Source organism: Clostridium mobile (assembly GCF_018918285.1).
In the GTDB taxonomy this organism is placed as follows: Bacteria; Bacillota; Clostridia; order Clostridiales; family Clostridiaceae; genus Clostridium_AW; species Clostridium_AW mobile.
Genome location: NZ_JAHLQF010000003.1, coordinates 19635 through 42315, shown reverse-complemented (window position 1 = coordinate 42315; position 22681 = coordinate 19635). Strand labels below are relative to the sequence as shown.

At 34.4% G+C, this 22681-nt stretch carries 22 protein-coding genes, 1 tRNA gene and 1 other annotated feature; all 23 genes read right to left on the bottom strand.

Annotation, left to right across the window (positions count from 1 at the left end):
* Positions 1-12: 12 nt before the first annotated feature.
* On the bottom strand, positions 13-321 hold the full coding sequence (rpsJ, locus tag KQI86_RS11875; RefSeq protein WP_216439605.1) for a 30S ribosomal protein S10: 309 nt from the start codon (positions 319-321) through the stop codon (positions 13-15).
* 384 nt (positions 322-705) lie between these two features.
* Entirely contained in the window at positions 706-1899 is a 1194-nt protein-coding gene (tuf, locus tag KQI86_RS11870; protein WP_216439604.1) for an elongation factor Tu, read from the bottom strand.
* A 38-nt stretch (positions 1900-1937) separates the two neighbouring features.
* A complete protein-coding gene (gene fusA, locus KQI86_RS11865; protein WP_216439603.1) occupies positions 1938-4001 on the bottom strand; it encodes an elongation factor G in 2064 nt (687 codons plus the stop codon).
* 85 nt (positions 4002-4086) lie between these two features.
* Positions 4087-4557: a 30S ribosomal protein S7 gene (gene rpsG, locus KQI86_RS11860; RefSeq protein ID WP_216439602.1), complete on the bottom strand. Its 471-nt coding sequence runs from the start codon at positions 4555-4557 to the stop codon at positions 4087-4089.
* 160 nt (positions 4558-4717) lie between these two features.
* On the bottom strand, positions 4718-5095 hold the full coding sequence (gene rpsL / locus KQI86_RS11855) for a 30S ribosomal protein S12 (RefSeq protein ID WP_216439601.1): 378 nt from the start codon (positions 5093-5095) through the stop codon (positions 4718-4720).
* A gap of 54 nt (positions 5096-5149) precedes the next feature.
* Complete coding sequence (locus KQI86_RS11850; RefSeq protein ID WP_216439600.1) at positions 5150-5392, bottom strand: ribosomal L7Ae/L30e/S12e/Gadd45 family protein; 243 nt, start codon at positions 5390-5392, stop codon at positions 5150-5152.
* A 107-nt stretch (positions 5393-5499) separates the two neighbouring features.
* Positions 5500-9060, bottom strand: coding sequence for a DNA-directed RNA polymerase subunit beta' (rpoC, locus tag KQI86_RS11845; RefSeq protein WP_216439599.1), 3561 nt, complete (start codon positions 9058-9060; stop codon positions 5500-5502).
* Positions 9061-9079: 19 nt separating this feature from the next.
* Positions 9080-12790, bottom strand: coding sequence for a DNA-directed RNA polymerase subunit beta (gene rpoB, locus KQI86_RS11840; RefSeq protein WP_216439598.1), 3711 nt, complete (start codon positions 12788-12790; stop codon positions 9080-9082).
* A gap of 276 nt (positions 12791-13066) precedes the next feature.
* A complete protein-coding gene (rplL, locus tag KQI86_RS11835) occupies positions 13067-13435 on the bottom strand; it encodes a 50S ribosomal protein L7/L12 (RefSeq protein ID WP_216439597.1) in 369 nt (122 codons plus the stop codon).
* A gap of 31 nt (positions 13436-13466) precedes the next feature.
* Entirely contained in the window at positions 13467-13967 is a 501-nt protein-coding gene (gene rplJ, locus KQI86_RS11830) for a 50S ribosomal protein L10 (RefSeq protein WP_216439596.1), read from the bottom strand.
* Between the two features lie 29 nt (positions 13968-13996).
* Positions 13997-14135, bottom strand: a sequence feature (ribosomal protein L10 leader region).
* Between the two features lie 38 nt (positions 14136-14173).
* A complete protein-coding gene (gene rplA, locus KQI86_RS11825; protein WP_216439595.1) occupies positions 14174-14863 on the bottom strand; it encodes a 50S ribosomal protein L1 in 690 nt (229 codons plus the stop codon).
* 63 nt (positions 14864-14926) lie between these two features.
* Positions 14927-15352, bottom strand: a complete 426-nt coding sequence (gene rplK / locus KQI86_RS11820; protein ID WP_216439594.1) for a 50S ribosomal protein L11 — start codon at positions 15350-15352, stop codon at positions 14927-14929.
* 71 nt (positions 15353-15423) lie between these two features.
* Positions 15424-15945: a transcription termination/antitermination protein NusG gene (nusG, locus tag KQI86_RS11815; RefSeq protein WP_216439593.1), complete on the bottom strand. Its 522-nt coding sequence runs from the start codon at positions 15943-15945 to the stop codon at positions 15424-15426.
* A gap of 48 nt (positions 15946-15993) precedes the next feature.
* On the bottom strand, positions 15994-16239 hold the full coding sequence (gene secE, locus KQI86_RS11810) for a preprotein translocase subunit SecE (protein ID WP_216439592.1): 246 nt from the start codon (positions 16237-16239) through the stop codon (positions 15994-15996).
* A gap of 37 nt (positions 16240-16276) precedes the next feature.
* Positions 16277-16426, bottom strand: coding sequence for a 50S ribosomal protein L33 (gene rpmG, locus KQI86_RS11805; protein WP_216439591.1), 150 nt, complete (start codon positions 16424-16426; stop codon positions 16277-16279).
* 186 nt (positions 16427-16612) lie between these two features.
* Positions 16613-17806 carry an elongation factor Tu gene (tuf, locus tag KQI86_RS11800; RefSeq protein ID WP_216439590.1) on the bottom strand — a complete coding sequence of 398 codons (1194 nt, stop codon included), beginning with the start codon at positions 17804-17806 and terminating at the stop codon, positions 16613-16615.
* A 79-nt stretch (positions 17807-17885) separates the two neighbouring features.
* Positions 17886-17961 (bottom strand) — tRNA-Thr (locus KQI86_RS11795).
* Positions 17962-18067: 106 nt separating this feature from the next.
* Positions 18068-18760 carry an RNA polymerase sporulation sigma factor SigH gene (gene sigH, locus KQI86_RS11790; RefSeq protein WP_216439589.1) on the bottom strand — a complete coding sequence of 231 codons (693 nt, stop codon included), beginning with the start codon at positions 18758-18760 and terminating at the stop codon, positions 18068-18070.
* 27 nt (positions 18761-18787) lie between these two features.
* Positions 18788-19300, bottom strand: a complete 513-nt coding sequence (locus KQI86_RS11785) for an NYN domain-containing protein (RefSeq protein ID WP_216439588.1) — start codon at positions 19298-19300, stop codon at positions 18788-18790.
* Positions 19301-19302: 2 nt separating this feature from the next.
* On the bottom strand, positions 19303-20046 hold the full coding sequence (gene rlmB / locus KQI86_RS11780; protein ID WP_216439587.1) for a 23S rRNA (guanosine(2251)-2'-O)-methyltransferase RlmB: 744 nt from the start codon (positions 20044-20046) through the stop codon (positions 19303-19305).
* Between the two features lie 19 nt (positions 20047-20065).
* Positions 20066-20806 (bottom strand): FAD-dependent thymidylate synthase, encoded by a 741-nt coding sequence (thyX, locus tag KQI86_RS11775; RefSeq protein ID WP_216439586.1) that lies wholly within the window; start codon positions 20804-20806, stop codon positions 20066-20068.
* A 20-nt stretch (positions 20807-20826) separates the two neighbouring features.
* Entirely contained in the window at positions 20827-21252 is a 426-nt protein-coding gene (locus tag KQI86_RS11770) for a Mini-ribonuclease 3 (protein WP_216439585.1), read from the bottom strand.
* Positions 21253-21267: 15 nt separating this feature from the next.
* Positions 21268-22668 carry a cysteine--tRNA ligase gene (gene cysS, locus KQI86_RS11765; protein WP_216439584.1) on the bottom strand — a complete coding sequence of 467 codons (1401 nt, stop codon included), beginning with the start codon at positions 22666-22668 and terminating at the stop codon, positions 21268-21270.
* Between the last annotated feature and the right edge of the window lie 13 nt (positions 22669-22681).

Here is a 22681-nt window from a genome sequence, read left to right as displayed (position 1 = left end):
ATTACATTATAATTATAATTTTATTTCAATGTCCACTCCTGCTGGTAAATCTAATCTCATTAATGAATCAACAGTTTTTGGTGATGGACTAATTATATCAATTAGTCTTTTATGTGTTCTAATTTCGAACTGCTCTCTTGAATCTTTATATTTATGAGGAGCTCTTAATACTGTAACAACATCTTTTTCTGTTGGTAGTGGAACTGGTCCCGCTACCTTTGCTCCTGATGCTTTAGCAGTTTCTACGATTCTTTCAGCGGATTGATCAAGGATTGTATGATCAAATGCTTTTAATCTTATTCTTATTTTTTGTTTTGCCATTTTAATTTCCCTCCTTTTTCTTGCACGCTTTACTTCATACGTACAACAGCGGATGTATTCTGTAAACTGTTCCGGGTGTTGCATATTCTTTCTCATAATAACACCCCACAGAATAACCGTCGCCTGGTTCAAGACCATCACTAACTCAGCTAAGAATTACCCGGAAGCCCGGCAACCTCTTGCCTCATCGCTGTTATTACATTACAACTTCTATAGTATACAATATTTCTTTAAATTTGACAAGTGTTTTTTTTCTTTACTTTTATGTTGATTTATTTCACTATAATTCATAAATATAATACATTATGATATGTTATTTTATAAAAAAGAAGAGTGATTTCACTCTTCTTTTTTATTATTAACACTGTTAAAACTATAATTAAATTATTCAACTATAGTAGTAACAACTCCTGAACCTACTGTTCTTCCACCTTCTCTGATCGCGAATCTTAATCCTTCATCCATTGCTATCTGAGTGATTAATTCTACGTCCATGTCAATGTGGTCTCCTGGCATTACCATTTCTACTCCTTCTGGTAATTTGATTGATCCAGTTACGTCTGTTGTTCTGAAGTAGAACTGTGGTCTATATCCGTTAAAGAATGGAGTGTGTCTTCCACCTTCTTCTTTCTTTAATACGTATACTTGACCTACGAATTTTTTGTGTGGTTTTACTGTGTTTGCTGCTGCTAATACTTGACCTCTTTGGATGTCATCTCTTTGTACTCCTCTTAATAGAGCTCCGATATTATCTCCAGCCATTGCTTGGTCTAGTAACTTTCTGAACATTTCTATTCCTGTTACTACTATCTTCTTCTTTTCTTCACTTAATCCAACGATTTCTACTTCGTCTCCTACTTTTAGAACTCCTCTTTCAACTCTTCCAGTTGCAACTGTTCCTCTTCCTGTGATTGTAAATACGTCTTCTACTGGCATTAAGAATGGTTTGTCAGTTGCTCTTTCTGGTGTTGGGATATAGCTGTCTATTGCTGTCATTAAGTTCATTATAGGTTCTGTTGCTGCATCATCTGTTGGGTTTTCTAATGCTTTTAATGCTGATCCTACAACAACTGGTGCGTCATCTCCTGGGAAACCATATTCACTTAATAGTTCTCTTACTTCCATTTCAACTAATTCGATTAATTCTGCATCGTCTACCATATCTGCTTTGTTTAAGAATACTACTATATATTCAACTCCAACTCTTGATGCTAGTAGTATATGTTCTCTTGTTTGTGGCATTGGACCGTCTGCTGCACTTACAACTAAGATCGCTCCATCCATTTGTGCTGCTCCTGTGATCATGTTCTTTACATAGTCTGCGTGTCCTGGGCAGTCAACGTGTGCATAGTGTCTGTTTTCTGTTTCGTATTCTACGTGGGATGTGCTGATTGTGATTCCTCTTTCTTTTTCTTCTGGTGCCTTATCTATTTGGTCATAGTCGAATGCATCTGCGAATCCCTTGCTTGCTAATACTGTTGTGATTGCTGCTGTTAATGTTGTCTTACCGTGGTCTACGTGTCCTATTGTTCCTATATTTACGTGTGGTTTATTTCTTTCAAATTTTAATTTTGCCATTTTTTGTTCCTCCTTTATTTTAAGTTTATTATTTTAATTTATTTATTTCCAATTACTTTTTCTTGAATGCTCTTTGGCACTTCTTCATAGTGGTCGAACTGCATTGAGTAAGTTCCTCTACCTTGAGTATTGGATCTTAATACAGTTGCATAACCAAACATTTCTGAAAGCGGTACAAATGCTCTTATAACTTGTGCTCCTGCTTGCGCTTCCATTCCTTCAATTCTACCTCTTCTTGAGTTAACATCACCCATTACGTCTCCCATGTACTCTTCTGGTACAGTTACTTCAACCTTCATCATAGGTTCAAGTAATACTGGGTCTGCTTTAGACATAGCATTTTTAAACGCCATGGAACCCGCAATCTTAAATGACATTTCTGATGAGTCAACGTCATGGTATGATCCATCAAATAATCTAATCTTAAAGTTGATAACTGGGTATCCCGCAACTACACCGCTATTAGAAGCTTCTTGAATACCATTGTCGATTGCTGGGATATATTCTCTTGGAACAACCCCTCCAACAATAGCATTTTCAAATACATATTCTCCTTCGTGTGGCATAATTTCGATCCAGCAGTGTCCGTACTGTCCACGTCCACCAGACTGTCTAACATACTTACCTTCTGCTTTAACAGCCTTTTTAACTGTTTCTTTATAAGCAACCTGTGGTTGACCTACGTTACATTCAACCTTAAATTCTCTTATAAGTCTATCTACAATTATCTCAAGGTGAAGCTCTCCCATACCCGCTATAATTGTTTGACCAGTTTCCTGATCTGTATATGTCTTAAATGTTGGATCTTCTTCAGCAAGTTTTGCTAATGCAACTCCCATCTTTTCCTGACCAGCTTTTGATTTTGGCTCTATAGCAACATGGATAACTGGTTCTGGGAATTCCATGTTTTCAAGAATTATTGGATCCTTTTCGTCACATAAAGTGTCTCCAGTTGTAGTATCTTTTAATCCAACAACTGCACCTAAGTCTCCTGCACATAATTCTTCAATTTCTTCTCTGTGATTAGCATGCATTCTTACTATTCTACCAACTCTTTCTTTCTTACCTTTTGTAGAGTTATAAACATAAGTACCACTCTTAATAACTCCTGAGTATACTCTTACGAAAGCAAGTTTTCCTATGAATGGGTCAGTAGCAATTTTGAATGCTAATGTTGACATAGCTTCTTCATCTGATGATTTTCTTTCTAAATCCTCTCCATTATCTGGATCAGTACCTTTTACTGGAGGAATATCTATTGGTGATGGCATGTATTTTATTATAGAATCAATCATTGCCTGAACACCTTTGTTTTTATATGAGGAACCACAAATTACTGGAACTATTTTGTTAGCTATAACACCTTTTCTTAATGCAGCTTCTAGTTCATCAACTGTAATTTCTTCACCCTCTAAATATTTCATCATTAAATCTTCATCTAATTCAACTATAGCTTCTATCATAGCAGCTCTATATTCTTCAACTTGATCTACCATATCTTCTGGAATATCTGTTGCTTTTGTTGATGTTCCAAGATCATCTACATAAATTACTGCTTCATTTTTTATTAAATCAACGTATCCTTTGAAGTAATCTTCTTTACCTATAGGAAGTTGAATTGGAACTGCATTGGTCTTTAATCTTTCTCTCATCATATTAACAACTCTGAAGAAGTCAGCTCCTACTATATCCATCTTATTTACATAAGCCATTCTTGGAACTCCGTATTTATCTGCCTGTCTCCAAACTGTTTCAGTCTGAGGTTCAACCCCACCTTTTGCTGTTAATACTGTTACAGCACCATCTAATACTCTTAGTGATCTTTCAACTTCAACTGTGAAGTCTACGTGTCCTGGTGTGTCGATAACGTTTATTACGTGATCTTTCCACATACATGTTGTTGCTGCTGAAGTAATTGTTATACCTCTTTCTTGTTCCTGAACCATCCAGTCCATAGTAGCAGCACCTTCATGAACTTCTCCTAATTTATGAGTTTTACCTGTATAGAATAGAATACGTTCTGTTGTAGTAGTTTTACCTGCGTCTATATGTGCCATTATTCCTATATTACGAAACTTCTCTAACGGATATTGTCTTGCCACTAATGTTTCCTCCTCTCAAACTACGAATAGTTTAATTATAAAATTTGAGAAAACTGTTTTGGTACACACCAAAACAGTTTTAATATTAATATCTGTAATGTGCAAAAGCTTTGTTTGCTTCAGCCATCTTATGAGTATCTTCTCTTTTCTTAACAGCTGTTCCTGTATTATTGGCTGCATCCATGAGTTCACCTGCAAGTCTTTCTCTCATGTATTTTTCGCCTCTTTTTCTTGCAGCGTCTAGCATCCATCTAATACCAAGAGTCTGTCTTCTCTCTGGTCTTACTTCGATTGGCACCTGATATGTAGCACCACCAATTCTTCTTGCTTTTACTTCAAGTAATGGCATTACATTGTTCATAGCTTCTTCGAATACTTCCATTGCATCTTTGCCAGTTTTTTCTGCTATTATATCAAACGCGCTGTAGCAAACTTTTTGAGCTACACCTTTTTTACCATCAACCATTAAATTGTTTATAAATTTAGTTACAACTTTACTATTGTACACTGGATCTGGTAATACATCTCTTTTACCTATATGTCCTTTTCTTGGCACTTTTCTTCCCTCCTTAACATAATTGAAATTTAAGTTCATCGGTACTCGGTCTTTCAACCGTAAAGCGCTTTGTACTTCTGCAAAATATTATACTAATGAATATATATAAATGCCGAAGACACAGCACCATTTTCAAACCTTAAATTAAATTATTAGCTAATTATTTTTTCTTTGGTCTCTTAGCACCGTACTTTGATCTGCTTTGCATTCTGTTAGCTACTCCAGCAGAGTCTAACGCACCTCTAACGATGTGATATCTAACACCTGGAAGGTCTTTAACTCTTCCACCTCTTATTAGAACAACACTGTGTTCTTGTAAGTTGTGTCCTATACCTGGAATGTACGCATATACTTCGTAACCATTTGTAAGTCTTACTCTGGCAACTTTTCTTAACGCAGAGTTTGGCTTCTTTGGCGTACTAGTTTTTACTACTGTACATACTCCTCTTTTTTGAGGACACTGTCTTAATGCTGGTGCTGCGGATTGCTCCTTAATTGTCTTTCTGCCTTTTCTAACTAATTGGCTAATTGTTGGCATATTTACACCTCCTCAGTATAATATAAAAAATCTATTTAAAAATTTCTTATAAGCTTATTCATCTATGATAACAGCTGTCGCTGCTCCCACATCAATACCACAAAGTCTTCCTAGTTCCTTCATAGTATCTACAAGTATAATTTCAAGGGAATTTTCTTCGGCAGCACTTTTTATTTGGTCATATATCTTTATATCTGCATCTTTTGCTACGTAAACAGTTTTACCACTGCCATTCTTTATAGCTTTTAAAGATTGCTTCAATCCCACAACCTTTTTTCCTTCAAGTCTGTCGAGCACTTCTGTTCCCCCCTACAAATATTATACAGAGACAAAGCCAAAGGCTCTGTCTCCTTCTACAAACACACAGAAGTATTTTATCATCTTAATGTTATCCTGTCAATAAATTAAACTTCTATTTCTTTATCTAATTCTGCATTTAAAGATTCAATATTTTCCATCTCTTCATCTTTTTCTGTGTTGATTCTTATTGATCTATATCTAGTCATACCTGTTCCTGCCGGAATCAGTTTACCTATGATTACATTTTCTTTTAGTCCTAATAAAGGATCAATTTTTCCTTTTATTGCTGCATCTGTTAATACTCTTGTTGTTTCTTGGAAGGATGCTGCGGATAAGAAAGACTCTGTAGCTAAGGAAGCTTTTGTTATTCCTAGCAATGCTATTCTTCCTCTAGCTAACTCTCCACCTACCGCTTCTACCTTTTCATTTTCCTCATTAAAATCAAAAATATCAATCATAGTTCCTGGTAGTAAATCAGTATCTCCAGATTCTTCTATCTTAACTTTTCTTGTCATTTGTCTTATAACTACTTCAAGATGCTTATCATTTATATCAACACCCTGTAATCTATAAACTTTTTGAACTTCTGATAAAAGATAATTTTTAACACCTTTTACTCCCTTTATTCTTATGATATCATGCGGATTAACTGATCCTTCTGTTATTTCATCTCCAGCATTTATCATTTCTCCATTAGATACCTTAAGTCTTGAACCAAATGGAATATCATAACTTGATTCTTCACCTGATTCGTTAATTACAACTACAGTTCTCTTTTTCTTAGTTTCTTCAATTCTTACTGTTCCTGCATTTTCTGAAACTATAGCTAACCCCTTTGGTTTTCTCGCTTCAAATAATTCCTCAACTCTTGGAAGACCTTGAGTTATGTCGGCACCTGCAACTCCCCCTGTATGGAAAGTTCTCATTGTAAGCTGAGTACCAGGTTCTCCTATACTCTGTGCTGCTATTATACCAACAGATTCTCCTATATTAATTTTTTCAGCACTAGCCATATTCATTCCATAGCATTTAGAACAAACCCCATGCTTAGATTTACATGTAAACACGGATCTTATCTTAACTTTTGTTACGCCAGCTTCTTCTATAGCATCTGCTGTCTTAGAATCAATATATTTATCTTTCTCTATAATAACTTCTCCTGTAGAAGGATTTAATATATCTTCTCCAGAATATCTTCCATGTAATCTTTCAGCTAATGTTTCAATAACTTCATTTCCTTCTTTAATTACAGAAACTTCATAGCCATCTTTAGTTCCACAATCTTCTTCCCTAACTATAACATCTTGGCTAACATCAACTAGTCTTCTTGTTAAGTAACCAGAGTCAGCAGTCTTTAACGCTGTATCAGCATTACCTTTTCTAGCTCCGTGAGTTGATATAAAGTACTCTAAAACGTCAAGACCTTCTCTAAAGGATGATCTTATTGGCAACTCTATAATTTTACCAGAAGGATTTGCCATAAGTCCTCTCATACCTGCCAGCTGCTTAATCTGACTCTTAGAACCTCTGGCTCCAGAGTCTGCCATCATAAATATTGGGTTATAGTTATCTAAGCTAGTCATAAGAGCGTCTGCGATTTCATCTGTTGTTTTAGTCCATTTTTCTATAACTCTTTCATATCTTTCATCTTCAGATATAAATCCTCTTCTATACATCTTTTCAATCTTGTTTACTGCATCGTCAGCTTCTGCTAATAATCTCTTTTTATCTTCCGGAACTACCATATCCTCAGTAGCAACTGTTATAGCTCCTATAGTGGAATAGTGATATCCCTTAGCTTTTATATTATCCAACATAATAGACGTCTTAGTCGGACCGTGTTTCATATAACACTTATTAATTATCTTACCTAAAGCTGACTTGTTAACTAAGAAATCTACTTCTAATTTAAATTCATTTTCAGGCTTACTTCTATCTACAAAGCCTAAATCCTGAGGTATTGATTCATTAAATATTAACTTCCCTGGGGTAGTATCAATTATTCCGTATACAGTTTCCCCATCTTTTTCTTTTACAATCTTTACTTTTATATTTGAATGTATTGCAACTGCACCAACTTGATATGCCATTACTGCTTCATCAGATGATGAAAATACAGGAATTCTTTCCCCTGGATTTGATTCCTTACCTAAGGTTAAGTAATAGGATCCCAAAACCATATCCTGGGTAGGAACTACAACTGGTTTACCATCTGAAGGTTTTAAAATGTTGTGAGCTGCTAACATTAAAAATCTAGCTTCAGCTTGAGCTTCAACGGATAGTGGTACGTGTACCGCCATCTGGTCACCATCAAAGTCTGCGTTATATGCAGTACATGATAATGGATGAAGCTTTATAGCTCTACCTTCAACTAATACAGGTTGGAAGGCTTGAATTCCTAGTCTGTGTAGGGTAGGAGCACGGTTTAAAAGTACAGGATGATCAGATATTACTTCTTCTAATACGTCCCAAACTTGAGGTTGAACTCTTTCAACCATTCTTTTTGCACTTTTTATATTATGTGCCAATCCACCTTCTACTAATTTTTTCATAACAAATGGTTTGAATAATTCAAGAGCCATCTCTTTAGGAAGACCGCATTGATACATTTTTAATTCAGGTCCTACAACTATAACTGAACGTCCTGAGTAGTCAACACGTTTTCCAAGTAAGTTTTGTCTAAATCTTCCTTGCTTACCTTTTAACATATCTGACAAGGACTTTAATGGTCTATTTCCTGGTCCTGTAACAGGTCTTCCTCTTCTTCCGTTGTCTATAAGAGCGTCTACAGCTTCCTGTAACATTCTTTTTTCATTTCTTACAATGATATCTGGCGCTCCTAAATCTAGAAGTTTCTTAAGTCTGTTATTTCTATTTATAACTCTTCTATATAAATCATTCAAATCGGAAGTGGCAAATCTTCCTCCATCTAACTGAACCATAGGTCTTAAATCTGGTGGAATTACTGGTATAACATCAATAATCATCCAGTCAGGTCTATTACCTGATTTTCTAAATGATTCAGCTACTTCTAGTCTTCTTATGATTCTTACTTTCTTTTGACCAGTGCTTGTTTTCAAACCTTCTTTAAGCTCCTTAGACAAACGTTCTAAGTCAATTTCTTCAAGCAATCTCTTAATAGCTTCAGCTCCCATTCCCGCTTCAAAGCTACCTTCGCCATATTTATCAATTGCTTCTCTATATTCTTTTTCGCTTAATAATTGTTTTTTATCTAATCTAGTTTCTTTCGGTGAAAGAACTATATAAGAAGCGAAATATAGAACTTTTTCTAAAGATCTTGGTGACATATCTAGTATCAATCCCATTCTTGATGGAATACCTTTAAAATACCAAATATGGGATACTGGGGCAGCTAATTCAATATGCCCCATTCTCTCACGTCTAACTTTTGATTTGGTTACTTCAACACCACATCTATCACAAACTATGCCTTTATATCTGACCCTTTTATATTTACCGCAATGACACTCCCAGTCTTTTGTTGGACCAAATATTCTTTCACAAAACAATCCATCTCTTTCAGGCTTTAAAGTTCTATAGTTAATAGTTTCAGGTTTTTTCACTTCTCCTCTTGACCATTCTCTAATTTGTTCCGGTGAAGCTAAACCTATCTGTAAAGCATCAAAATTATTTAATTCAAACAAGGGTAATCCTCCCTTCAAATTAGTGTTCATCATTAAAATCATCTAATTCTAGATCATTTTCAAAGTCATTTAATGGTAGATCTTCATAATCTATATCCATATCTTCCTCTATATTCTCACCTTTGTCTTCTTCTTCTACATACTCATCTGATGGTGTAGGTGGTACGTACTCTTCTGTTCCTTCCATATTAACATCTAATTCTTCTAATTCGTCCTCAACAGATTCTTTTAATTTTATTTCTTCCTTGTCATCATTTAACACTTTAACATCAAGACATAAAGCTTGTAGTTCCTTAATTAGAACCTTAAAGGATTCCGGAACCCCTGGCTCTGGTATATTTTCACCTTTTACTATAGCTTCATATGTCTTAACTCTACCAACAACGTCATCAGACTTAACTGTTAATATTTCCTGTAAAGTATGAGCTGCACCATAAGCTTCTAACGCCCAAACTTCCATCTCTCCAAATCTCTGGCCACCAAACTGTGCTTTTCCTCCAAGTGGTTGTTGCGTAACTAATGAGTATGGTCCTGTAGATCTAGCATGTATTTTGTCATCAACTAAGTGAGCAAGTTTTAATATATACATGTATCCTACTGTTACTCTGTTGTCAAAAGCTTCTCCAGTTCTTCCATCATATAACTCAGCCTTACCATCTTCTTTATATCCTGCTTCTCTTAAGCATTCATCTATTTCAGGTTCGGTTGCTCCATCAAATACTGGCGTAGCAATATGCCAGCCTAACTTAGAAGCAGCTAAGCCTAAATGTACTTCTAATACCTGACCGATATTCATACGTGATGGAACCCCTAGTGGATTTAAACATATTTGAAGAGGTCTTCCATCTGGTAAAAATGGCATATCTTCTTCTGGTAACACTCTCGAGATAACACCCTTATTACCATGTCTTCCAGCCATCTTATCTCCAACGGATATTTTTCTCTTCTGGGCAATATAACATCTTACTAATTTATTTACCCCTGGAGGTAATTCATCTCCGTTTTCTCTAGTAAATACTTTAACGTCAACTATTATTCCAGCTTCACCGTGTGGAACTCTAAGAGAGGTATCTCTTACTTCTCTAGCCTTCTCACCGAATATAGCTCTTAATAATCTTTCTTCTGCTGTAAGCTCAGTCTCTCCCTTTGGAGTTACTTTTCCAACTAATATATCTCCTGATCTTACTTCTGCACCTATTCTTATTATTCCTCTTTCATCTATGTCTCTTAGAGCGTCTTCTCCTACATTTGGAATATCTCTAGTGATTTCTTCAGGTCCTAATTTCGTATCTCTAGCCTCTGCTTCATATTCCTCAATATGAATAGATGTAAACACATCATTCTTCACCAATTCTTCAGAGATAAGCATAGCATCTTCGTAGTTATAACCTTCCCAAGTTATAAAACCGATTCTTATATTTTTACCTAATGCTATTTCTCCTAAATCTGTTGAAGGTCCATCTGCTAATACTGTTCCTTTTTCAACTCTGTCTCCCTTGCTTACAATTGGTCTTTGGTTTATACATGTACCTTGGTTTGACCTTTTAAATTTAAGCAATCTGCATGTATCAATACCGCCATCTGAATCTCTTCTAACTCTTACTTCATTTGCACTTACATAAACTACTGTACCCGCATTTTTCGATTTAGGAAGAACTCCAGAATCTACGGCAGCCTTGTATTCTATGCCAGTACCTACTATTGGAGCCTCAGGCTTTAATAACGGAACCGCCTGACGCTGCATGTTAGATCCCATAAGTGCACGGCTGGCATCGTCATTTTCAAGAAAAGGTATCATTGCTGTTGCAACAGATACAATTTGTCTTGGCGAAACATCCATGTAGTCAACCTCTTGCTTTGGAACTACAAGAATATCCTCTTTATCTCTAACTGTTATTTTATCATCTATAAAATAACCATCATCATCTAACGGCTCATTTGCCTGTGCAACTAAATATCTATCTTCTTCATCAGCAGTCATATAAATTATTTCTTTTGTTACTCTGCCTTCTTTTTTATCTATTTTTCTATAAGGTGCTTCTATAAACCCATATTCGTTAACTCTTGCATAAGTAGCTAGTGAGTTTATCAATCCTATATTAGGTCCTTCAGGAGTTTCTATAGGACACATTCTTCCATAATGAGAGTGGTGAACGTCTCTTACTTCAAAGCCAGCTCTCTCTCTTGAAAGTCCTCCTGGTCCTAGGGCTGATAATCTTCTTTTATGAGTTAATTCAGATAATGGGTTGGTTTGATCCATGAACTGTGAAAGCTGTGAACTACCAAAGAATTCTTTGATAGATGCTGCAACTGGTCTAATATTAATTAAGGCTTGTGGAGTGATAGAGTTTTGATCTTGAATAGTCATTCTTTCTTTTACAACTCTTTCCATTCTTGAAAGACCAATTCTAAATTGGTTTTGCAACAACTCTCCTACGGATCTTAATCTTCTATTTCCCAAATGATCAATGTCATCTGTATATCCTACATCATAAGGCAATCCTAATTCATAACTTACTGTTGCATATATATCATCTCTAATTATATGCTTAGGAATTAAATTATGAATATTCTTCTTGATTTGTTCTTTAATCGCATCTTTGTCTGTATAATTATCCAATATTTCTTTTAATGTTGGATAATGAACTAACTCTTTGATATTCAAATCTTCTATGTCAAAGTCTACAAAACTATGTATATCAACAAAGTTATTTCCAATAACTCTTATAATTCTTTCGTCAACTTTTATATCTACAGAATTAACACCGCAATTCTGTATTTCTAAAGCTTTTTCCCTGTCTATTTTTTCATCTTTTTGTACTAATATTTCACCAGTTTGTGGGTTTACTATATCTTCAGCTGAGATTTGATTTGCGATTCTTATAGATAGGGATAATTTTTTATTAAATTTATATCTACCTACTCTAGATAAGTCATATCTTTTTGCATCAAAAAATAAAGATTCTATAAGAGCCATAGCGCTATCCACAGTTGGAGGTTCGCCTGGTCTTAATCTTTTATATATTTCAAGCAAAGCTTCTTCTTTGCTTTTTGTATTGTCTTTTTCTATGGTAGCTTTTAATCTTTCGTCTTCACCGAAATAATTAATAATTTCGGTATCTGTTTCATAATCTAGAGCTCTTACAAGAATTGAAATAGGCAATTTTCTAGTTTTGTCAATTCTAACATATATAATATCATTAGAATCTGTCTCATATTCAAGCCAAGCTCCTCTATTAGGTATTACCGTTGAAGAAAATAGTTGCTTACCTGTTTTGTCTAGAGCTACATCATAGTATACCCCAGGTGATCTAACAAGCTGACTAACTATTACTCTCTCCGCACCATTAATGATAAATGTTCCTTGATCAGTCATGAGAGGGAAATCTCCCATAAATACTTCCTGCTGCTTAACTTCTCCAGTTTCTTTGTTTATCAAACGCACATTAACTTTTAATGGAGCCGCATAAGTAGCATCTCTTTCTTTACATTCTTCAACTGAATATTTGATATTATCCATATCTAATTTGTAACCTACAAACTCTAAATTAAGGTTACCTGTGTAATCCTGGATAGGGTTAATATCATCGAAAACTTCTTGAAGGCCTTCTTTTAAAAACCATTCATAGGAATCCAATTGAACCTCAATTAAGTTAGGCATTTCACCAACTTCTTTGAGCTTAGAAAAACTCATTCTAGTTCTTTTCCCAACTTGGACAGGATGTACCATTAAATTTCACCCCTTGCATAAAGTAAAAATAACCACAAACATTTTTGCATGTTTCTGGATTAATTATGTTGCATCTTAATAGTATAACCATTTTTATGTAAATAATTCACTTACATAAAATTCATTTAATTATTCACTTTTTTATATAATCAATGCAATTTATTATGTTATCATAATAATAAACTATTGTCAATCATTATTCAAGCAATAACCCACTTATTTAAAAAAGAGGTACTTATTATAACAGTACCTCTTTTTATACCTCTTAGTTAAGGATTATTTTAATTCTACAGTTGCTCCAACTTCAGCTAATTTAGCTTTCATAGCTTCAGCTTCTTCTTTAGCTATACCTTCTTTTATTGTCTTAGGAGCTCCATCAACTATTTCTTTAGCTTCTTTTAATCCTAATCCAGTTATTTCTCTAACTGCTTTTATAACTTTGATTTTTTCTGATCCAGCGCTAGCTAATACAACGTCGAATTCAGTTTTTTCTTCTGCAGCAGCTCCGCCAGCAACAGCTCCGCCAGCAACAGCTACTGGAGCAGCAGCGCTTACTCCAAATTCTTCTTCACATGCTTTTACTAATTCATTTAATTCTAAAACACTCATCTCTTTTATAGCTTGAATGATATCTTCTCTAGTCATTATTACGCACCTCCAAATTATTCCTTTTTAATTAAGCTTCTTCAGATTCTTTCTTTTCTTTTACAGCATTCAACAAGTATGCCAAATTTGATAATGGAGCTTTGAAGCTTCCTAGAAGTTTTGCAAGCAATACTTCCTTCGGTGGTATTGCAGCAAGTTGTTTAACTTTATCTGCATCATATACCTCACCTTGAACTACAGCAGCTTTTAGTTCTAATTTCTTAACTTCTTTAGCGAAGTCGTTTAAAACTCTAGCTGGAGCAGTTGGATCATCATATCCGAAAGCAATTGAAATTGGTCCTTCTAAGTATTCAACGACACCTTCATGACCTAATTCTTTAGCTGCTAGAATACTTAAAGTATTTTTGTATACCTTGTATTCTACTCCTTCTTCTCTTAGTTTCTTTCTTAGCTTTGTATCTTCTTCAACTGTTAAGCCTTGATATTTAGCTAATACGATTGCCTGAGCTTTTTCCATTTTTTCTTTTATCTCAGCAACCTTAACTTCTTTTAACTGTCTATTTTTACTCACTGTGTGTCCACCTCCTCACAGTTTAAACTGTATATAAAATTAAAGGTTTCTCCCGTAGACATGGAGAAACCAATTATATATCTAATATAAATATATTGGAACCCTCGGTAGGTTGGATGACCGTTACGCTTTCGCACCTACTGTCTACGGAGTATTTACTTGTTTAATCCTTAAAAGGATATCAAATTCTCAATCTATTGTCAATACTATTCAAGAACTTTTACTGGATTAATTTTAATTCCAGGTCCCATAGTGCTTGAAACAGCAACTGATTTAATGTATTGACCTTTAGCTGCAGCTGGTTTAGCTTTTACAACAGCCTCCATTAAAACTTGGAAGTTATCCATTAGCTTTTCAGCTCCAAAGGATTTCTTTCCAATTGGAACGTGAATTATAGCAGTTTTATCAACTCTATATTCAACTTTACCGGCTTTGATATCAGCTATTGCTCTAGCTACATCAAATGTAACTGTACCTGATTTTGGGTTTGGCATTAATCCCTTAGGTCCTAATACTCTACCTAATCTACCAACCAATCCCATCATATCTGGTGTAGCAACAACTACATCGAAGTCGAACCAATTTTCTTTTTGAATTTTGTCGATGTATTCTTCAGCACCAACATAATCTGCTCCTGCTGCTTCAGCATCTTTAGCTTTATCGCCTTTTGCGATTACCAAAATTCTAACTTTCTTACCAGTTCCGTGAGGAAGAACAACTGCTCCTCTTACCTGCTGGTCTGCATGTCTTGGATCAACACCTAATCTTACAGCAATTTCAATTGTTTCATCAAACTTTGCTTTTGAAGTTTTTACTGCAAGATCCATTGCTTCAACTGGTGTATATAATGTATTTTTTTCAACTAATTTAGCACTTTCAATATAATTTTTTCCCATACTTAACCTCCTTCGTGGTATTAACGGTTTTTACCTCCCACAATTTTAAACGGGGCAGAACTATTATTCTTCAACAGTTACACCCATACTTCTTGCTGTACCAGCTACCATTCTCATAGCAGCTTCTAATGATGCAGCATTTAAGTCTGGCATTTTAGTTTCAGCAATCTGCTTCAATTGTTCTTTAGTAATCTTAGCAACTTTTGTCTTATTTGGCACGCCTGAACCACTTTCGATTCCTGCTGCTTTTTTAATAAGAACTGCTGCTGGAGGAGTCTTTAGTATAAAACTAAAAGATCTATCCTGATATACTGTTATTACTACTGGTATTATTAAGCCAGCTTGATTCGCAGTTTTAGCATTAAATTCCTTAGTAAATGCCATGATGTTTACTCCATGCTGACCAAGAGCAGGTCCTACTGGTGGCGCTGGAGTTGCTTTTCCTGCAGGAAGTTGAAGTTTTATCATTCCTGTAACTTTCTTAGCCATAATTTACACCTCCTATAAATGTGGTTATACGGATATAATCCTCCCACTTAATTAAGACTTTCGTCTCTTCATTAGTCTAGTTTATCTATCTGTTTGAAATCAAGTTCAACAGGTGTTTCCCTGCCGAACATATTAACTAGCACTTTAACTTTTTTCTTTTCTAAATTAATTTCTTGGATAACAGCGGAGAAGTTTTCTAAAGGTCCTGAAACTACCATTACAGTTTCTCCAACTTCTATATCTAAATCTATATGTTTATCCACAATACCCATGGATGCTACTTCATCATCTGTTAATGGGACAGGCTTTGATCCTGGACCAACAAATCCAGTAACTCCTCTGGTATTTCTAACAACATACCATGAGTCATCTGTCATCACCATTCTTACTAGAACATAACCCGGAAATTTTTTCTTCTGAGTTACTTTCTTTTTACCATCTTTAATTTCTACTTGTTCTTCTATAGGAACTTGAACATCACTTATCCAGTCATGAAGATTTCTGTTCTCGATTGTCTTTTCTAAATTAGCCTTAACTTTATTTTCATATCCTGAATAGGTGTGCACTACATACCATTTAGCTTTCTCTGCCATAATCTAAGGGACGGGAATCTCTCTCGACCCCTACCTCCTTTTGCTATATTATTTATAGATGATTTGTGACAATTTATTAAAGCCAAAATCTATCAAACCTATTGCTACCATATAAATCAAACAAAAGCTCAACGAAATAATAGTAGACTTTTTCACTTCTTCTTTAGAGGCCCATGTGATTCTCTTAAATTCACCTTTTACACCTTTAAAAAATCCAATAATGCCGCCTCTTTTTGGTTTAGCGTTATTTTCTTTTTTAATAACCTCTCTTTTTTCTTTCACATTAACACTCATTTCTTCACATCCCTGAATAAAATAATGCCTCTATAAACTATTTTGTTTCTTTATGAACTGTGTGTTTGCGACAAAATTTGCAATATTTTCTCATTTCTAATCTGTCTGGGTCATTTTTCTTGTTTTTCATTGAATCGTAATTTCTTTGCTTACATTCAGTGCAAGCTAAAGTCATCTTTATTCTCATATCCTACACCTCCTGGTACTAAAACTGAATTTATATAAACCGCAGGGATATATACTACTAATTTCATGCATTACCTTAATAATTTAACATAATTCATTTTATATGTCAACGTAATTTAACAAATTGAATTATATGGAAATTTAATCCTTAAAGGACTAGGTCTAGAAACCCAGTCCCCTAATTAAATTATTCAACTATAGTAGTAACAACTCCTGAACCTACTGTTCTTCCACCTTCTCTGATCGCGAATCTTAATCCTTCATCCATTGCTATCTGAGTGATTAATTCTACGTCCATGTCAATGTGGTCTCCTGGCATTACCATTTCTACTCCTTCTGGTAATTTGATTGATCCAGTTACGTCTGTTGTTCTGAAGTAGAACTGTGGTCTATATCCGTTAAAGAATGGAGTGTGTCTTCCACCTTCTTCTTTCTTTAATACGTATACTTGACCTACGAATTTTTTGTGTGGTTTTACTGTGTTTGCTGCTGCTAATACTTGACCTCTTTGGATGTCATCTCTTTGTACTCCTCTTAATAGAGCTCCGATATTATCTCCAGCCATTGCTTGGTCTAGTAACTTTCTGAACATTTCTATTCCTGTTACTACTATCTTCTTCTTTTCTTCACTTAATCCAACGATTTCTACTTCGTCTCCTACTTTTAGAACTCCTCTTTCAACTCTTCCAGTTGCAACTGTTCCTCTTCCTGTGATTGTAAATACGTCTTCTACTGGCATTAAGAATGGTTTGTCAGTTGCTCTTTCTGGTGTTGGGATATAGCTGTCTATTGCTGCCATTAAGTTCATTATAGGTTCTGTTGCTGCATCATCTGTTGGGTTTTCTAATGCTTTTAATGCTGATCCTACAACAACTGGTGCGTCATCTCCTGGGAAACCATATTCACTTAATAGTTCTCTTACTTCCATTTCAACTAATTCGATTAATTCTGCATCGTCTACCATATCTGCTTTGTTTAAGAATACTACTATATATTCAACTCCAACTCTTGATGCTAGTAGTATATGTTCTCTTGTTTGTGGCATTGGACCGTCTGCTGCACTTACAACTAAGATCGCTCCATCCATTTGTGCTGCTCCTGTGATCATGTTCTTTACATAGTCTGCGTGTCCTGGGCAGTCAACGTGTGCATAGTGTCTGTTTTCTGTTTCGTATTCTACGTGGGATGTGCTGATTGTGATTCCTCTTTCTTTTTCTTCTGGTGCCTTATCTATTTGGTCATAGTCGAATGCATCTGCGAATCCCTTGCTTGCTAATACTGTTGTGATTGCTGCTGTTAATGTTGTCTTACCGTGGTCTACGTGTCCTATTGTTCCTATATTTACGTGTGGTTTATTTCTTTCAAATTTTAATTTTGCCATTTTTTGTTCCTCCTTTATTTATATACATAATTTCATAAGTAAACTTACCCTGGTGTGTTGTGGTTAATATATAAAATATTGGAGCCCATGACCGGGATTGAACCGGTGACCTCCACCTTACCAAGGTGACGCTCTGCCTACTGAGCTACATGGGCAATTGAGTCATTAATTATTATTAAGAGCATTTATGTATGATGTAAAATTATAAACGTATACCGATTATTAATTTTAATACATGAACTTTGTTTTGTCAATATAAAATTATCTTATATTTAAGCACTTTTCAAGCTTTCTTTTTACTCTCTGTAAAGCATTATCTATAGATTTCGCATGTCTATCTAAATCACAAGCTATTTCTTGATATGATTTTCCATCTATGTACGACATAAGGACTTCCATCTCTAAATTAGATAAAACCTCACCAATCTCATTTTGTATATATCCCATTTCCTCTCTGCTTATTATCAATTCCTCTGGGTCAGTTACCTTAGACTCAGATAGTATATCCATTAGGGTTCTGTCTGATTCTTCATCATATATTGGTTTGTTTAATGAAATATATGTGTTCAATGGAATATGTTTTTGTCTTGTAGCTGTTTTTATAGCAGTTATTATCTGCCTAGTTACACAAAGTTCAGCAAATGCTTTAAATGAAGATAATTTATCTGGTTTAAAATCTCTTATTGCCTTGTAAAGTCCAATCATCCCTTCTTGGTATATATCTTCTTTATCTGCTCCTATTAGAAAATAGGATTTAGCTTTAGACTTTACAAAGTTTTCATACTTGTTTATTAAATACTCTTGTGCTCTTACGTTTCCTCTTTTAGCTTCAATGACAATTTCCTCGTCTAACATTTCATTAAAGGAAACATTCATATTCCTACTTTTCTCCTCATTAACCCCTTTTCCCACAATATCCCCCCTAGAAAGTATACTACAGCTTAAATTATACATTACCCACCCTTTTACAGTCAAGGCATTTCAATGACTTTTGCGAATTTTAAGAAGTTTTTCCAGTACCTCTCCTTTTATTCTATCTTCAATTGTATCTCTATTCACTTTTCCGTTATTTTCTATTTTAGATGATATTTTCCTCTCAATACTTTTAACTTCGTGATAAAACTCTAAAGAAGACATTCTTATTGCACCTCTTTGAAAAGTTACTTGTTGCTCTACTAAATCAGAGGTTACTACACAGACTTCCCACTTTCTTCCTATATCATTTACTTTCTTCTCTATATATACATCCGCTGTTTCTCCTTCTTTTGTAAACACAACAATAAGATACTCTCCGTATCTTTCTTTCTTTTCAATGCTTCCAACTACTAGATGAGCATCAAAAACTAAAAATATTTTATATCCCTTGAATGTAGCATAGTTCTGAAGCATTTCTATAAGCTTATGCCTAGCCCCCTCTAAGCTATAATCTTTTATTAATTTTAATTCAGGCCAACTATTTATAACGTTATACCCATCTACAAATACATTCCTCAATTTTATCCTCTTGTAATTCTTTGCCTTAATATTTCATACATCAAAATTCCACCAGCCACTGATGCATTTAAAGAGGTTATCTCCCCTCTCATAGGTATTTTAACTAATAAATCACATTTTTCTTTCGTAAGTTTGGAGATACCTCTTCCCTCACTGCCTATTACTAAAGCTGCCGATCCAGAAAAATCTGCCTCATAGGAATGAGTTTCTGTATCCATATCAGCTCCATATACCCATATTCCTTCTTTTTTAAGATACTCTATTGTAGTATTTATATTAGGTACCTTTGCAATTTTCATATATTCAATTGCACCTGCAGAGGATTTATAAACAACTGGTGTGATCCCTACATTTCTTCTTTTGGGTATTATTATTCCGTGTACTCCACAAGTTTCAGCTGTTCTGATAATCGCCCCAAAATTATGTGGATCCTCTATCTCGTCTAGTATTATTATAAATGGACTTTCTCCTTTAGCCTTTGCATAGTTAAGTATGTCTTCTAGTTCTACATATTTGTAAGGAGTTACATAAGCTATTACTCCTTGATGATTGCCATTTTCAGAAATTTGATCTAATTTTCTTCTATCTACTTCTTTCACAATAATTCCTTTTTCTTTTGCTAAGGCCAACAAAACTGTTATTGAACCTTTTACATCTCCTTTAGCAATCATTATATTATCGATTGTTCTATCAGATTTTAAAGCTTCTATTACTGCATTTCTTCCTGCTATTATGTCTTCTCTCATAACATTTACCCCTTTGTTCTTATTTTGATAGGTATTTTTCTCTAACTTCCACTATTTTGCCACAACTCATTTTACCTTCTGGACATGGTGCATTGGTACAATTTGGTCCACTGTATTTAAATAGCACAGGTGCTACTTTTCTAACTTCCATAAGCATTTGGTATGCTAGTTCTCTGATCTCCCATTGGGCTCTATTACAACATCTATGTTTAAAAAAGTTCATTAGGCTTCTAGCATTCATTGTAAATACTACCTTTGTTTCACATGCATTAGGGAATACATATCTAGCATCTTCAATAGCTTTTTTCTCTGAATTAGTTTTACTCATACCATCTTCGACATATTTACTTTTTAAAATTTCAACTAATTTATTATAACTTTTTTGACACTCTTCCATAGATCTGACGAACACTTTTTTAGCTTCTTCATTCTTCTCAATTTCTGGAGGAATTATGTATTCAAACTGCTCTAACTTTACATACCTTTGGCTCTGTTGTGAGTAAGATCCTATTCTATGTCTTACTAATTGATGTGTTAAGCTTCTAGATACTCCTTCAACTCCAAAAGTAAAGGATACATGCTCAATTGGTGATTCATGACCATAAGACATTAGCATATCTAAAAACTTTACCACTTTATTTTCTTCTAAATTTTCTTGTATTTCCTCCACTCCTACAGCGCTATAACACAACTTTGCAGCTGATGCTACAAGTTTTTCCGGATTTGGAGTGTATTCTAATAATTTAACCTTAAGCCCCATCACTTACCTCCCATTAAACACTAATTTGTAGTATTATCATTTTGCATTTTTAGAATCGTATTAAATATATTTGACAATCTTTCTTTTTGGTCTGTTAAATATAAAAATCCCACCACGGCTTCAAATCCTGTGGCCATTCTATAATCTTGAACCGTAGCGCTTTTAGGGATTCTTCCTTTAGCATTTCTTCCTCTTTTATATATAGCGATTTCATCCTCAGTTAAGTACTGTTGTATATTTCTTATAGCTTCACTTTGGGAATTAGCCTTAACAAAGTCCACCGCTTTCTTATGAAGTTTGTTTACACACATATCTTTATTTAAATCTACAAGATATATTCTCACTAAAACTTCATATACTGCATCTCCCACAAAAGCTAAAACTAGAGGGCTTAACGCCCTAGCTTCTTCTTTTGTAAATTTTTTGTTTATAATATCTAAGTTCATAAATAAATTCTCCAATTAATCAATCTTCTTCCATCTTACTCCTTGAGGAGTGTCTTCTAATACTATGCCCATATTTTTTAATTCATCTCTTATTTCATCTGCTAAAGCCCAGTTCTTGTCTTTCCTAGCTTGTTGTCTTTTATTTACTAAATCCTCTATGTCCTTTTCTAAATCTAACTTAGTTGTTTTTTGAGCTATTCCAAGCGGCTCACCCAACTCTCTTATTATACTTAATGAAAAATTAATTAATTCCTTAGATGAATTTCTATTAATATTTGTATTCATATCTCTTATCATATCAAATATAACTGAAATAGCATCCGCAGTATTAAAATCATCATCCATTTTTTCAATGTATTTAGTTTTATAGCCTTCTATAACTTTAGCATATTCTTTCTCATCATCATTCATATTTTCTAATGTAACTTCATTTAATAAATTTTCTAAATTTCCTACTGCATTATATATTCTTTCTAATCCTGCTTTAGCTGATTCTAATAATTCTTCACTAAAATTTAATTGTGTTCTATAATGACCTGATAACATAAATAATCTTATTACCTCAGCATCATACTTTTGAAGCACTTCCCTTGCTGTAAAAAAATTATTAAGAGATTTTGACATCTTCTGATTATCCACATTCAAAAAGGCAGAATGCATCCAATAGTTAGCAAAAGGTTTTCCAGTTCTACATTCACTTTGAGCTATCTCATTTTCATGATGAGGAAATACAAGGTCAAATCCTCCTGCATGAATATCTATTGTTTCACCTAAAAGTTTATAAGCCATACAAGAACACTCTATGTGCCATCCTGGTCTTCCCAATCCCCAAGGACTTTCCCAAGCTGGTTCGCCAGGTTTCTGCTTTTTCCATATAGCAAAATCCATAGGATCTTTTTTTCTTTCATCTATATTAATCCTAGCTCCTGCTTGTAATTCTTCTAAATTTTGACCAGATAACTTTCCATACTCACTAAACTTTTTAGTTTGAAAATATACATCTCCATCTATTTCATATGCATATCCCTTTTCTATTAACTCCTCAACAAACTTTATAATTTCACTCATAAACTCTGTGGCACGAGGATTAACAGTAGCCCTTTTTATGTTTAGCCCATCTGCATCTTTGTAATATTCTTCTATAAATCTATCTCCCAATTCTTTTACAGTAATTTCATCTTCATTAGCTCTTTTAATCATTTTATCATCAATATCTGTGAAGTTTTGAATAAAATTAACTTTATATCCTCTATATTCAAGATATTTTCTTATAGTGTCAAATACAATAAATGTTCTTCCATTTCCAATATGAAAGAAATTGTATACAGTAGGTCCACATACGTACATATTTACCTGATTCGGGTTTATAGGAATAAATTCTTCTTTTTTTCTAGTTAAAGTGTTATATAGCTTCATGTAATTTACCTCC

Coding starts and splice junctions, on each gene's coding strand:
- rpsJ (WP_216439605.1), bottom strand. CDS start 321: ATGGCAAAACAAAAAATAAGAATAAGATTAAAAGCATTTGATCATACA.
- tuf (WP_216439604.1), bottom strand. CDS start 1,899: ATGGCAAAATTAAAATTTGAAAGAAATAAACCACACGTAAATATAGGA.
- rpsL (WP_216439601.1), bottom strand. CDS start 5,095: ATGCCAACAATTAGCCAATTAGTTAGAAAAGGCAGAAAGACAATTAAG.
- rpoB (WP_216439598.1), bottom strand. CDS start 12,790: ATGGTACATCCTGTCCAAGTTGGGAAAAGAACTAGAATGAGTTTTTCT.
- rplL (WP_216439597.1), bottom strand. CDS start 13,435: ATGACTAGAGAAGATATCATTCAAGCTATAAAAGAGATGAGTGTTTTA.
- rplA (WP_216439595.1), bottom strand. CDS start 14,863: ATGGGAAAAAATTATATTGAAAGTGCTAAATTAGTTGAAAAAAATACA.
- rplK (WP_216439594.1), bottom strand. CDS start 15,352: ATGGCTAAGAAAGTTACAGGAATGATAAAACTTCAACTTCCTGCAGGA.
- nusG (WP_216439593.1), bottom strand. CDS start 15,945: ATGGCAGAGAAAGCTAAATGGTATGTAGTGCACACCTATTCAGGATAT.
- secE (WP_216439592.1), bottom strand. CDS start 16,239: ATGAGTGTTAATGTGAAAGAAAAAAGAGAGGTTATTAAAAAAGAAAAT.
- rpmG (WP_216439591.1), bottom strand. CDS start 16,426: ATGAGAATAAAGATGACTTTAGCTTGCACTGAATGTAAGCAAAGAAAT.
- tuf (WP_216439590.1), bottom strand. CDS start 17,806: ATGGCAAAATTAAAATTTGAAAGAAATAAACCACACGTAAATATAGGA.
- sigH (WP_216439589.1), bottom strand. CDS start 18,760: ATGTATAATTTAAGCTGTAGTATACTTTCTAGGGGGGATATTGTGGGA.
- rlmB (WP_216439587.1), bottom strand. CDS start 20,046: ATGAGAGAAGACATAATAGCAGGAAGAAATGCAGTAATAGAAGCTTTA.
- thyX (WP_216439586.1), bottom strand. CDS start 20,806: ATGGGGCTTAAGGTTAAATTATTAGAATACACTCCAAATCCGGAAAAA.
- KQI86_RS11770 (WP_216439585.1), bottom strand. CDS start 21,252: ATGAACTTAGATATTATAAACAAAAAATTTACAAAAGAAGAAGCTAGG.
- cysS (WP_216439584.1), bottom strand. CDS start 22,668: ATGAAGCTATATAACACTTTAACTAGAAAAAAAGAAGAATTTATTCCT.